The organism is Flavobacterium sp. LPB0248, from assembly GCF_013388355.1.
Classification (GTDB): domain Bacteria; phylum Bacteroidota; class Bacteroidia; order Flavobacteriales; family Flavobacteriaceae; genus Flavobacterium.
In genome coordinates this window covers 3,077,878-3,090,979 of record NZ_CP058246.1, presented here as the reverse complement: position 1 = coordinate 3,090,979, position 13,102 = coordinate 3,077,878, and the positions used below count along the sequence as shown (strand labels likewise).

Sequence of the window (13,102 nt, the reverse complement as noted above, 5' to 3'; positions counted from 1 at the left end):
ACCGTCAATCTTTGTGGAATTTCGAGTGTGATCTCTCCTTCGTCGAGATGACAAAACTATGAGTCTAAATCTTTGTAGAGTTACTTGTGGAGATTTGCTTCGCCTGTTCGCTATCGCTCGAGTCTCGTTCCTCGAAATGACAAGATTGGGTAAAAACTTTGCGCTTTAGCGACTTTGCGAGATTATTTCAGCACTATTTAAAGAAATGCTTTGCGCAGATCCTTCGACTTCGCTCAGGAAGACAAAACAGAACTTAAACTTTGTGTTCTTCGCAACAAAAAACTTTGCGACTTCGCGTCTTTGCGAGCAAAAATCTCCTGCGCACTTTGCGTATCCCGATTGCTATCGGGATTGCGCCCTTTGCGGTTAAAAAAACTTTGTGTCTTATCGCCTTCATGGCAAAAACAATAAATAAGAAAACTTTAATAAATCAGCTATACGCCACTAAATCAAAAATCATTAATTTTGAAATTCGAAGTTCAAAAACGAAATAATTATGAAATATCATCAAATAAACAGCGCTCTTTTTGTAAAAAACCGCAAAAAATTCATGGCAGAAATGAAACCAAATTCAGTTGCCGTGTTCAATTCAAATGACATTTACCCAGTTAGTGCCGATAGTACTTTGCCGTTTGCACAGCACAGAGATATTTTTTACCTGAGCGGTGTAGATCAGGAAGAAAGTGTTTTGCTTTTGTTTCCAGATGCGCCTTATGAGCACCAAAGAGAAATTCTTTTCTTAAGAGAAACCAACGAACATATTGCAGTTTGGGAAGGTGAAAAATTGACTAAAGAACGTGCTTTTCAAGTTTCTGGAATTAGAACGGTTTATTGGTTACAGGATTTTCATAAGATTTTGAACGAAATGATGACGTATGCCGATACGATGTACATTAACACCAACGAACATTACCGCGCTACTGTTGAAACAGAAACTCGCGAAGCTCGTTTTGTAAAATGGTGGAAAGAGCGTTACCCAGCTCACAATGTTGCAAAAAGTAACCCAATTTTACAAAGATTGCGTTCTGTAAAAGAAAGCGAAGAAATCGATTTGATTCAGCATGCTTGTGATATTACAGAAAAAGGTTTCCGCAGATTATTATCATTTGTAAAACCAAATGTTACGGAATATGAAATCGAAGCTGAATTGGCTCATGAATTCATCCGTAACCGTTCTAAAGGTTTTGCTTACACCCCAATTATTGCTTCTGGAAACAATGCAAATGTTTTACATTATATCGAAAACAACCAGCAATGTAAAGAAGGAGATTTAATTTTGCTTGATGTTGCTGCAGAATATGCTAATTATTCAAGCGATATGTCAAGAACAATTCCAGTTTCTGGGCGTTTTACAGATCGTCAGAAAGCGGTTTACAACGCTGTTTTGAAAGTAAAAAATGAAGCTACAAAAATGCTTACGCCAGGAACACTTTGGAAACAATATCATATTGAAGTTGGCAAAATTATGACTTCAGAATTATTAGGTTTAGGTTTATTAGACAAAGCCGATGTTCAGAACGAAAATCCAGAATGGCCTGCTTATAAAAAATATTTCATGCACGGAACTTCTCACCACATGGGACTTGACACGCACGATTACGGATTGCTTCACGAACCAATGAAAGCGAATATGGTTTTCACGGTTGAGCCGGGAATTTACATTCCAGCAGAAAAATTCGGAATTCGTTTAGAGGATAATGTTGTGGTTCAGGAAAAAGGAGAGCCTTTTAACTTAATGAGAAATATTCCTCTTGAAGCAGACGAGATTGAAACGTTGATGAATGAATAATTTCCTGATGAAAAAGATTTTTCTTTTTGGTTTATTATTAGTTGCGACAAATATTTTTGCTCAGACTGAAGGTTTTGCCGTAAATACTGATGGAAGCAAAACTTTTTACAAGACATTCGGAAAAGGCGAACCGCTTTTAATTATAAACGGCGGACCTGGAATGAACAGTAATGGTTTTGAAGATATGGCGAAAGTTCTGGGTGAAAGCCAACAAACGATTCTTTACGACCAAAGAGGAACTGGAAAATCGAAACTTTCAAAATTGGACGCTACGACTATTTCGATGCGTTTAATGGCAGATGATATCGAATCATTGAGAAAACATCTTAAAATTAAAAAATGGAATATTCTCGGGCATTCTTTTGGCGGCATGTTAGGTTCGTATTACGCGACAATTTATCCGAATAGTATCAATAAACTAATTTTATCTTCTTCGGGAGGTGTCGATTTGTCTTTATTAAAAGGCCCAAATTTGATTGAATCGAATCTTTCTCAAATCGAAAAAGATTCTATGAATTACTGGAACGACAAAATCGAAAAAGGAGATACTTCGCATAAAGCAAAACTTGGACGTGGTCGCGCAATGGCTCCGGCTTATGTTTACGATCAGAAATTTATTCCGATAATTGCCGAAAGATTAACTCAAGGAAATTCGACAATTAATGGTTTGTTATGGTCTGATATGCAGAAAATGAATTTTGACTGTAAAGCTAAACTGAAAGATTTCAAAAATCCTGTTTTAATCATTCAAGGAAAAGAAGATATTATCAGTAATGAAATTGGAGAATTGGCAAAGCAGACTTTTCCTAATTCAAAATTGATTTTATTAGAACATTCTAAACATTACGGATGGCTTGATGCCAGAGAAAAGTATTTCTCGGATATCAATTCATTTTTAAAATCATAAAAATTTAAAAAAGCTGTCTCAAAAGGACAGCTTTTTTGTTGCTGGGTGGAGTATTCATAAAACTATTCCATCAGCAAACCCCAGCGGGGTAAAATATTTATAGAATTTCAGTAACGAAAAATAAAAAAAGCTCCGTAGGAGTGACATATATTAAAACTGCAGAAAAAGAATGTCGCTCCTCTCGAGCTTTATGTTGTAAAAAACATTTTTGTCTATAAATATTTCGCTTCTCCGAAGCTTACAAAAAAAAGCTGCCTCTTTTGAGACAGCTCTTTTTCAAATTATATAAATCGTTTATTTATCCGATTTTTGAAATCTGAACATCCAATTGAAATTTTCCGTCAGCTTCATTTCCGTTAATTAGATCAAAAAGCTCTAAAGCTCTTCTTGCGTTTTTCTCTTCTTCTCTTTGTTCAGCTACATACCACATCATAAAATCTTCTGTAGCATAATCATTTTCAGCTCTACATTTTGCAATCACTTTATTGATCGCCTGAGTAACTGCAATTTCGTTTTGCAAAGCAATTTCGAATACTTCTCTAAAAGAAGCAAATTCTTGCTGCACTTCTGGAACAGATGGCGTAATTGCAATCCCTCCCATATCTGTAATGAATTTGAAAATTTTTAGAAAATGCTCTCTTTCTTCTTCAGCTTGCTTGTACAAATAAGATGCTGTATTAGCATATCCGTTTCTATCTAACCATGCTGCCATAGCTAAATATTTGTTAGAAGCATCACTTTCTAATTTTGCCTGTAAATTCAATATATTTTCTACACCTTCAGTTAATGAAGTACGTGTTCTTAGTAAATCTTTCATAACCTTTAATTTTTATACGTGTAAAATTACAAAAATTAAAGGAGGCATCTGTAACTGCTTGAAAATTTGGATTTAATCTAAGTAAGAATCTAAATAAGCTCAACATCCGCTACACTACAAAGCATAGAATGCAATGTAAGAGTAAATTTCGTTCCGTTTAATAAATCTCTCAACTGCACTATTTCGCAGATAGTAAGATTTCTAGAGAAATTTCTTTTGGTAGTTTCAATCAGCTGTGCATCTGACTGGTCAGACAAGTCATAAAGCATGTTAAGAATGTCAACGCTATTAACCTTTCTTTGAAAAATCAAAAAATCCTGAATTTTATAACTTGACACTGTATCAACAAAATTGATAATTATACTATTGGTCAAATCACATTGATAACTGTATCCTTTTTCGGTTTCAAATAATACTTTGGTGGTCAAATCACTAACTAATGCCATTCTGATAAAATATAATAACGGTGCAAAAATATAGAATTTAAAGTAATTAAACACATAATTAAGACTAATTTAAAATAACAAAATTACTTAATGTTCTTAAAAACAGTTATAGTGCGCAAAAAACTGTAACGTTTTGAAGGATCAAGAGTCTAATTTTAAAAACAAATAACTAAGAAATCATGCAAGCACACGAAATAGATTATCAGATTTTTGGGGAAGAAATGCAATATGTCGAAATAGAACTAGACCCGCAGGAAATTGTAATTGCCGAAGCTGGCAGTTTTATGATGATGGAAAACAATATCCAGATGGAAACCATATTTGGAGATGGTTCTCAGCAACAGGGATCAGGTTTATTTGGTAAACTTTTAAATGCAGGAAAAAGAGTTCTTACTGGCGAAAGCTTGTTTATGACGGCATTTTTAAACCAAGGCAATACTAAAAGCAAAGTTTCATTTGCATCGCCCTATCCTGGAAAAATCCTTCCGATTGATTTAACAGAATTTCAAGGCAAATTTATCTGTCAAAAAAGCTCATTTTTATGCGCTGCCAAAGGCGTTTCTGTCGGAATAGAATTCTCGCAGAAATTAGGTCGCGGCTTATTTGGCGGTGAAGGTTTTATCATGCAGAAAATTGAAGGAGACGGAATGGCATTTGTACATTCTGGCGGGACAATGGCAAAAAAAGTTTTGGGTCATGGCGAAGTTCTAAAAGTAGATACAGGTTGTATTATTGGTTTTACCAAAGATGTCGATTATGATATTGAATTTATTGGCGGCATCAAGAATTCTATTTTTGGTGGAGAAGGATTATTTTATGCCACATTAAAAGGTCCAGGAACAGTTTACATACAATCGCTCCCTTTCTCTAGATTAGCCGATCGTATTATTGCATCGGCACCAAGATCAGGCGGAAACAGCCGAGAAGAAGGCAGCATTCTTGGCGGATTAGGAAATCTTTTGGATGGTGATAATAGATTTTAATCTAGAATGGCTTTCAGAAACGGAAGCCATTCTAGATTATAAAGAAGAAGGGCAGCTCTATCGAACTGCCCCAAACACCTAACCAAAAGTGCTCTAATAACCGTTATTGCCAAATTCTTTAGAATTTGAAATTGCATCCAAAAATGATCTCGGAATTGGTCTAACCGTATGTTTACCGTCAACAAAATTTGTTCCCGCAATTGGGTTTGTCTGTTCTAAATAGGTTTTAGTCAATTTTCCAGTACGCTTTAAATCAATCCATCTTGTATGTTCGCCAGATAATTCTCTTGCTCTTTCTTTCAAAATAAAATCGATATTCATCTGTCCGCTTGATACTAACATTTCATTTTCTCTAGAAGTTAAAGCAGCTCTTTTTCTTAAAGCATTTACGTATGTCAAAGCTTTTGTTTGATCACTATTTAAGATAGCTGCTTCTGCTGCAATCAAATACACTTCTCCCAAACGAATAATAGGAATATCTCCTAACCAATACTGATTGCTTTGACAATATAACGCTGCAGAGAATTTTCGCATAGCAGGAAACATATTAATAAGATTCGGGTCATTTGGATACATTGCTGGATCTTTATATTTATTGGTTCCAGGCTCAAAAATATCGCTAGGATCAACAACAAGCATTGGCATTTTGCTCTTAACAACAGGATCAATATTCCAATTTGGTGTAAAAACAGCCAAACCTTCATCATTATTCATATTAATTTGTTCTTCAATTTTTTGAGAATAAAAATTAATTGATGGTACTGCCTGAGCCAAGGTATTTTTAATCGTATAACCTACCACAGAAGGATCTTTTTTATAGGTAGTCGCCATTGTCTGTGTAATTGTCTTATTGGCTGCCGCATAAAATTTATAGGTGAATGTTTCTGCAAAACGAGTATCTGCTGGCGATTCTACTGGAGAAAAAACCTCTGTCAATAAATATTTACTAGGTTTTAGCATACGGCTATTGGCTCTTCCGTATAAAATACTGGTTGCTCCAGCTCCCCACTCGGCACCTCTAGTTGCTAAATCTGGCAAATAGTACTGTCTGGTTCTTCCTCTGTTGAAACCTTCTGGATTTAAACCTCCGGGATCAATTCCTTGTGTAAATAAAAATTCTGTGTTTTTCTTATTATTATTGCCATCCCACAATTTGCTAAATCCTGATTTAGTATTATCACTTAAATATAGAGCTGTATTGTATTTTGCTGCATTATTGATTAATTCCTCCGCAGTTTGTAAAGCTAGTTTAGCATAATCTGAAACTTCTCCTAATCTTGTTCTCTGCAGATACACTTTTGCCAATAAACCATAAGCCGCCTTTTTAGCAGCACGCCCTTGTAGAGTTTGCTGCAATGGAAGATTGGCACAGGCAAATTTTAAATCCTCAATAATTAAATCGTAAAACTCTTTTTCAGAACTACGAACTGGTGCATTATCTGCTCCTTCAATAATAGACGATTGTGTTCTTAAAACTACACCACCAAATTGTTCTACTAGTATGAAATTACTAAAAGCTCTTAAAAAATAAGCTTCGGCTAATTTGGCATTCAGTTCTTCTGTGGAAGAATATCCTTTAACATTTTTTGAATAATAAATAGCAGTATTGCAAAGATTTATTGTCGTATAAGCTGTACCCCAAATTACTTTAATATTTCCGTCATCTGGATTTAACTGACTGGTGTATTGCGCGTAACCAATTCCACTAGTACTTACATTTTCCCAAGAATCTGTTCCAGCTTCTGTGGGCGCAATATAATCTACTTTTCCGTGAAGGAAATACAAATTTTCATAACAGCTATTGATTAATCCTTCAAATCCTGGCCTTTCACTGTAGGATTTATCTAGAGAAACCGTGGTAAGGTTTTTTTCGTCTAAACTGCATGATTGCAAACCAACCATAAAAGACATGAAGACAATTACCGATTTTAAGTTTATATATTTTTTCATGATACTATAATGATAAATTGAGACCGAAAATAACTTGTTTAAACAATGGGAATGAATCTGATCCTCCGCTTTCTGGATCTACATCTTTCAATAAATGGCTGCGACTAAAAACAAAAGGATTATAAGATGTTATATAAAGTCTCATATTTTTCAGACCTGTTTTTTTAAGAAAATCTTCGGGCATAGAATATCCAAGTGTAATATTTTTGATTTTGATGTAAGAGGCATCTACAAGCTCTAATGCCGATTGAAATTGCGTATTAAAACTACCTCCTGGTCTAGGAAAATCGTTTGTTGGATTGTCTTGTGTCCAGTAGCTATAGGTTTCTGGCTGCGCTTCTTTGTTCCAATATCCAAGTACCTGAGCGCGCATCATACCGCCTTGTCTTCCGTTTACAAATACGGTAAAATCAAAATTCTTATACTTGAATGTATTTTGAAAACCAAAGAAATAATCTGGAACATTATTGCCAACAATCATTCTATCTTTTGTAGAATAAACATGTACGCCATTATCTGACACTCCGTTAGCATCAACTTGTGGAACTGTCTGCAGTTTTATATCTCCAGGCTTAGCACCATACAAAGCGGCTTCTGTCTCTTGTCCTAATTGCCAGATTCCTATTTTTTTGTAATCATAAAATACTCCTCCTGATGCTGGCGTTTGTCCGATAAAAAGTCCTTCAGAAATTAATTCATTCACTGTTAGATTCCCCAAATCAATATTGGTCAGTTTTTCTTGAGCATGTGTATACGTGAATGTCGTATTCCATTTGAAATTTTCAGCGTCAATATTTTTAGTATTTATCGAAAGTTCAAAACCTCTGTTTTCAGAAGTTGCAATATTAGAAGTTTTCTTATACGGCGTTTTAGCATCGTAACCCCCTGAACTGGTTGGCAGACGGCGATCCCATAAAATACCATCTGTATGAGTCCAATAATATTCGGCTACCAAATCAATTCTATTTTGCAAAACAGAAACATCTAAACCTAAGTTTGTATTTGTAGAACGCTCCCAAGTTAAATCCGGATTTGAAATATGCTCAGTAGGCACATACATAGGCAAAGCTGTTCCGCCGCCAAGAGAAAGATTACTTGTTTTGGTTGCTGTTCGCGTTAAACTAGAATAAGGATCAATATTTGCTGATCCAGAAACACCATAACCTAATCTCAGTTTTAAATTATTCAGCCATGAACTCGTTCCCTGCATAAAACTTTCATCACTAATACGCCAAGCTAAAGATGCAGATGGGAAAGATGCCCATTTGTTACCTTCTGCCAAAGGAGAAACTCCGTCCCAGCGATTGGTTAACTGAAACAAATATTTTCCTTTAAAACTATAATTAAAACGTCCGGCAAATGACATTCTGTTAAACTGGCTGTAAGCATTCATTCTTGTAGTTAGATTTTTTACAGCGCCCATATTATAGAACTGAAAGTCATCGTAATCAATTCCATTACCGCCTAAATAGGCTCCTTCAGATCTGTTATCTGCCCAAGAAGTAATTCCTGTCAAACCAAAATCATGATCTTTACCAAGTTTAAAATTATAGTTTAGGATATTTTCCCAAATGTAACTATAGGCTAACTCATTATTATAAGTAGCTTCACTTGCAGTTCTACCTTCTGCTAATAAATTGTATGAATTTTTATTTTGAAAAGTCCCGGCTCTGCTCGCCGAAAATCGAGTTCCTAAATTAGATCTTAACTTAAAATTTTTAGCAAATTCAAACTCCAAATAAGGGTTAAACTGCACATTATAACTTAACGATTCATTAGCAAATGCTCCTGGATAATTATTAGCCAAAATACTAATGTTGTTAGGATCTCCTTCTATCGGATAAAGATTTACAACACCATTTTCATCAAAAGGCACTCCTAAAGGATAAACGCTATACGCCTTATTAATTCTACTATTGGTTGTGCTGTTTTTACGATAATTTAAAATCAGCTGAAAACCCGTTTTAAATTTATCGCTGAATTTAAGATCAACTCCTCCTCTAGAATTAAAACTGTTTACCTTATCGTTTTGATAGATTCCTTCTTCTCCTACATATCCTAAAGAAAAATAGCCCTGTACTTTTTCAGATCCACCTCTCATAAAAAGATTATGGTTTTGCTGTGTTCCTACCTGCAAAGTTTTATCGATCCAGTTTACATACTGTCCTTTTTCGATCGCTGCTACTGCAGATGCATTTAAACCTAAATCGGTTAGACTTGTAGCCTCATAACCATTGTCTAAATAAAATCGGTCGCGTTTGTAATTTAACCATTTATCTCCAGTAAGTGGAGCAGGAAAAGAAGAGAAACCATTTAATCCGAAATAAGTATTGAAGTCAATTTGCGTTTTTCCTGCTTTTGCTTTTTTAGTAGTAACAATAATAACACCGTTGGCTCCCGAAGAACCATAAATTGCAGTTGATGAAGCATCTTTTAAAACATCAATACTTTCAATATCATTTGGATTCAAATTATCTATGCTTGAAGGAATTCCATCAATAATATATAACGGATCCTGACTAGCCGTCAAAGATCTGTTTCCTCTTAACAAAACTTTTGGCGAAGTTCCTGCTTGTCCAGATCCGCGTTGAATATCCAAACCAGAAACTCGTCCTTGAAGTGCTTCCATTGGACTTAAAACTGGACTCAAAACAATATCTGTTGATTTTACTGTTGCTACGGCTCCTGTCAAATCTTTTTTCTTCACAGCTCCGTAACCCACAATTACGACTTCATTTAGTGCCGAATTTTGCTCGTTTAAAATCACATTCAAAGACTTGCTTTGGCCGACTGTTACTTCTTTATTTTCAAATCCGATAAAAGAAAAAACCAGAACACTATTTGTACCATTTACTCGAATGGTAAACTTTCCGTCTAAGTCGGTTTGTACTCCATTATTAGTTCCTTTTTCAATAACATTTGCTCCTGGGATCGGCATATTTTTCGAATCGGCTACAACTCCTGTAATTTCAATACCTTGCTCCATTACAACCTTTTGAGCTGTACTCTTTTCCAGAAGATGTACTTGCTGTTTTTTCTTTACCAAAATAATCTGGCGATCATTTATGCTATAAGAAATATCGGTTCCTTTAAATACCTCTTCTAGTATTTCGTTAATTCCCTTTTTCTTTACATTAACTGTTACTTTTCTGTTTAAGTCAATTATACTGCTTTCAAAAAGAAATCTGTATTCTGAGACAGACTCTACTTTATTAAACAGTTTCTCGACTGGAGCATTCTTTATGTTTAATGTCAACTTTGTATTTTGTGAATAGACACTTGCTTGAATTCTCATCAAAGAAAGCATCAGTAATAATGTGGTTAATTTCATTCTTAGACTAATTTTAGGCAAATAAGGACTAAGCCAATTCCTCTTAATTATTTTTTTCATAATTTTGGATTGATTTTAAATGATTTAATTTCGATACGTCGTTTGAAACACTTAAATCGGGAAATATTGGTAGTATTTTCCGATTTTACTTTTTAGTATTTCTTAAAAAATTACATCCTCTTCATAATTTGTTTTCTTTTTGGTTGGTTAATAAATAGTTAGTTTATTTTTATAAGCTTTCCTTCTTTCTTAAAAGTAAAGCCTTGAATTTTACTCATTGTTTCTAATACCTTTTCTATACTTTCGATATTCTTATTAAAACTGGCATTAAATTTTTTATCTAAAATATCCGTTCTATTATTCTCAATTGTGACGTTGTAAGTGCGTTCCAACTTTATTATAATATCCTTGAAAGCTGTTTTTCTAAAAACTATTTCTCCATTTATCCATTCCGTGTAAAAACGGGTATCTACTTTCTCCACAGCTATCTCCGTTTTTTCATTGCTCCAAGATCCTTTTTCGCCGGGCACAAGTATTGTTTTACTTTTTGCATTATGAGAGTCTGTTAAATTAACCGAACCTTCAATCAATACTGTATTAATATCTTTATCTTCTTTGTATGAACTCACATTAAATTTTGTTCCCAAAACTTTTACATTAACTCCTCTTGTTTTCACAATAAATGGATGCGCTTTGTCACTTGCAACATCAAAAAAAGCTTCTCCATCCAGAACAACTTCTCTATTATGACCTTTTATAAACTGAACTGGATATTTCAAAGAAGAACCAGCATTCATATTTATCGACGTTCCATCTGATAACTCTATTTTAAAGGTTTTACCATAAGGAATTTTAATTTCATTGTAAACCAATTTATTAATTGATTTAGCCGAACGATAATTGATTTCATTCTCTTTTTGAGATGCAATCACTTCTCCATTTTTCTTGATGATCTGCTGTTCTCCATTAGGATTTAAAACCTGAATATCTCCATTTTCCAAAACCAGCTGAACGGCATCTGAAGGGATAGTATTTTTTTGCTTATCATTTTTATATTGAAAAACATAAACTAAACCTATCAGACAAATGAAAACTGCGGCATATTGAAAAATTTTTCTCCAATTAATTACAGCTATCTTTTTATCCACATCTAACCTCTCCTCCAATTCTTCCCAACTTTTATCTGTATCTATCGATTCTGCATACATTAATGCTTCTTCTAGTAAACCATTACTTTGAAGATTTTCTATTAATTCCCGTTCTTCAGGAGATAAAGATGCTATTTTAGAAGCATCAAATTTTCCTTCAGACGTTATTTGCCTTAGGACATTAATCAATTTTGAATTTAAAGTCATTGTTTTTTATATAGTGGTTTTTATCATGTTGCAGAAAAAGATTTTTAGGGTGACAACAAATCAATATTTTTTGATTTTTTTTACACATTATTAAAAATAAATAACTTTTTATTTTACATTTGGCATTATGTAATCCATTACAAATAAATAAATGACATTTGGAGATGCTGAATTATAAAGATTTTAAAACATTTGAAGCCCTGTACAAAGACCATTTTATCTTTTTTTCATTGGTTTCGTTTAACATTGTAAAGGATAAAGATGTAGCAAAAGACATTGTTCAAGATTTTTTCACCTATCTCTGGGAAAAAGAGGAAAGCCTCAATTTTACTATTTCATTTAAAGCATACGGGACAAAAGCTATAAAAAATTTAAGTTTGCAATATTTAGAAAAAAACAAAACAGTTAGCCTACAAAACACCAAAATAGCTACTCCAAAATCTGAAGAACCAACAGCATTTGAAAATATAGAAGAGGATAAGAAACCAAAAATTCAAACCCTAATTGACAAGATTCCACAATCCAGAAGAGAAATTTTCATATCGCATGTTGTCGAGGGATTAAGCTATCAGGAAATTGCTGAAGACAACAACATTTCAGTAAATACTGTAAAAACACAAATGAAAAGAGCTTATGCCTCTTTAAGAGAATCCCAAAATATCTCTCAGTTAAAATTTATTCTGTATTTCATATGGCTAATAAAATAGCGTATTTTTGCTATTTAAAATTTCCATTTTGAGTTATACTTTATACAAAAACACAAAAATATCTTTTTCTGACACTGGAAAAGGAAACGCAATTATCTTACTTCATGGCTTTCTGGAAAACAAAAAAATGTGGAAAGATTATGTTGAATTTTTCTCAGAAAAATATCGTGTGGTCACAATTGATCTATTAGGTCACGGCGAATCTGAACCATTAGGTTATGTTCATGAAATGGAAGACAATGCAAATGCAGTAAATGACGTTTTAGAACATTTAAAGATTGAAAAAGCAACAATCCTTGGACACTCGATGGGTGGTTATGTTGGTTTGGCTTTCGCCGAATTGTATCCACAGAAAATTCAGAAATTAGTTTTATTAAATTCAACTTCAAAAGAAGACAGTGCCGAGAAAAAACTAAACAGAACTCGCGCAATTAAAGCCGTAAAACAAAACTATGTGAGCTTTGTTAGCTTAGCAATAGCAAATTTATTTAGCGAAAATAATAGGACGCGATTGGCTGAAGAAATCGAAGAAGTAAAAACAGAAGCCTTAAAAACTCCTTTACAAGGAATTATAGCCTCTCAAGAAGGAATGAAGATTAGAAAAGACAGAGAGTGGCTTTTAAAAGAAAACCGTTTTCCAGTTTTATTAATTTTAGGAAAAAAAGATCCTGTTTTGAACTACGAAGAAAGTCTTTTGCAAATTGAAGACACAACTGTAGAATTAGTTTCTTTTGAAGATGGACACATGAGTCAGATTGAAAACAAAACAGAATTAAAAACAGTACTACAACATTTCTTTGAATAAAAACTAAGTATT

General features: G+C 33.8%; 10 protein-coding genes. 5 read left to right on the top strand and 5 right to left on the bottom strand.

Annotated features, from left to right (window positions below; genetic code table 11):
• Window positions 1–496: 496 nt before the first annotated feature.
• Together LPB248_RS12830 and LPB248_RS12825 are read left to right on the top strand one after the other, a co-directional pair.
• Window positions 497–1,789, top strand: a complete 1,293-nt coding sequence (locus tag LPB248_RS12830) for an aminopeptidase P family protein (protein WP_177211796.1) — start codon at window positions 497–499, stop codon at window positions 1,787–1,789.
• Between the two features lie 7 nt (window positions 1,790–1,796).
• Window positions 1,797–2,696: an alpha/beta fold hydrolase gene (locus tag LPB248_RS12825; RefSeq protein ID WP_255462943.1), complete on the top strand. Its 900-nt coding sequence runs from the start codon at window positions 1,797–1,799 to the stop codon at window positions 2,694–2,696.
• Window positions 2,697–2,994: 298 nt separating this feature from the next.
• On the opposite strand, the gene LPB248_RS12820 is transcribed toward LPB248_RS12825, so the two are convergent.
• Window positions 2,995–3,513, bottom strand: a complete 519-nt coding sequence (locus LPB248_RS12820) for a ferritin (protein ID WP_177211794.1) — start codon at window positions 3,511–3,513, stop codon at window positions 2,995–2,997.
• Window positions 3,514–3,602: 89 nt separating this feature from the next.
• Window positions 3,603–3,959, bottom strand: coding sequence for a hypothetical protein (locus LPB248_RS12815; RefSeq protein ID WP_177211793.1), 357 nt, complete (start codon window positions 3,957–3,959; stop codon window positions 3,603–3,605).
• 179 nt (window positions 3,960–4,138) lie between these two features.
• On the opposite strand from LPB248_RS12815, the gene LPB248_RS12810 reads away from it, so the two are divergent.
• A complete protein-coding gene (locus tag LPB248_RS12810) occupies window positions 4,139–4,942 on the top strand; it encodes a TIGR00266 family protein (RefSeq protein WP_177211792.1) in 804 nt (267 codons plus the stop codon).
• 93 nt (window positions 4,943–5,035) lie between these two features.
• Here the strand turns inward: LPB248_RS12810 and LPB248_RS12805 are convergent, their stop codons facing one another.
• The 3 genes from LPB248_RS12805 to LPB248_RS12795 all read right to left on the bottom strand — a co-directional run bounded on the left by LPB248_RS12805 (window position 5,036) and on the right by LPB248_RS12795 (window position 11,578).
• A complete protein-coding gene (locus tag LPB248_RS12805; RefSeq protein ID WP_177211791.1) occupies window positions 5,036–6,892 on the bottom strand; it encodes a RagB/SusD family nutrient uptake outer membrane protein in 1,857 nt (618 codons plus the stop codon).
• A gap of 4 nt (window positions 6,893–6,896) precedes the next feature.
• A complete protein-coding gene (locus LPB248_RS12800; protein ID WP_177211790.1) occupies window positions 6,897–10,223 on the bottom strand; it encodes a TonB-dependent receptor in 3,327 nt (1,108 codons plus the stop codon).
• A 218-nt stretch (window positions 10,224–10,441) separates the two neighbouring features.
• Complete coding sequence (locus LPB248_RS12795) at window positions 10,442–11,578, bottom strand: FecR family protein (protein ID WP_177211789.1); 1,137 nt, start codon at window positions 11,576–11,578, stop codon at window positions 10,442–10,444.
• Window positions 11,579–11,742: 164 nt separating this feature from the next.
• Here LPB248_RS12795 and LPB248_RS12790 point away from each other — a divergent pair, with 164 nt between their 5' ends.
• Together LPB248_RS12790 and LPB248_RS12785 are read left to right on the top strand one after the other, a co-directional pair.
• Window positions 11,743–12,285 carry a sigma-70 family RNA polymerase sigma factor gene (locus tag LPB248_RS12790; protein WP_177211788.1) on the top strand — a complete coding sequence of 181 codons (543 nt, stop codon included), beginning with the start codon at window positions 11,743–11,745 and terminating at the stop codon, window positions 12,283–12,285.
• A 28-nt stretch (window positions 12,286–12,313) separates the two neighbouring features.
• Entirely contained in the window at window positions 12,314–13,090 is a 777-nt protein-coding gene (locus LPB248_RS12785) for an alpha/beta fold hydrolase (protein WP_177211787.1), read from the top strand.
• Window positions 13,091–13,102: the final 12 nt, after the last annotated feature.

Excerpts from the sequence above, each read along its gene's own strand:
- LPB248_RS12830 (WP_177211796.1), top strand. The coding sequence starts at position 497 with ATGAAATATCATCAAATAAACAGCGCTCTTTTTGTAAAAAACCGCAAA.
- LPB248_RS12825 (WP_255462943.1), top strand. The coding sequence starts at position 1,797 with ATGAAAAAGATTTTTCTTTTTGGTTTATTATTAGTTGCGACAAATATT.
- LPB248_RS12820 (WP_177211794.1), bottom strand. The coding sequence starts at position 3,513 with ATGAAAGATTTACTAAGAACACGTACTTCATTAACTGAAGGTGTAGAA.
- LPB248_RS12815 (WP_177211793.1), bottom strand. The coding sequence starts at position 3,959 with ATGGCATTAGTTAGTGATTTGACCACCAAAGTATTATTTGAAACCGAA.
- LPB248_RS12810 (WP_177211792.1), top strand. The coding sequence starts at position 4,139 with ATGCAAGCACACGAAATAGATTATCAGATTTTTGGGGAAGAAATGCAA.
- LPB248_RS12805 (WP_177211791.1), bottom strand. The coding sequence starts at position 6,892 with ATGAAAAAATATATAAACTTAAAATCGGTAATTGTCTTCATGTCTTTT.
- LPB248_RS12800 (WP_177211790.1), bottom strand. The coding sequence starts at position 10,223 with ATGAAATTAACCACATTATTACTGATGCTTTCTTTGATGAGAATTCAA.
- LPB248_RS12795 (WP_177211789.1), bottom strand. The coding sequence starts at position 11,578 with ATGACTTTAAATTCAAAATTGATTAATGTCCTAAGGCAAATAACGTCT.
- LPB248_RS12790 (WP_177211788.1), top strand. The coding sequence starts at position 11,743 with ATGCTGAATTATAAAGATTTTAAAACATTTGAAGCCCTGTACAAAGAC.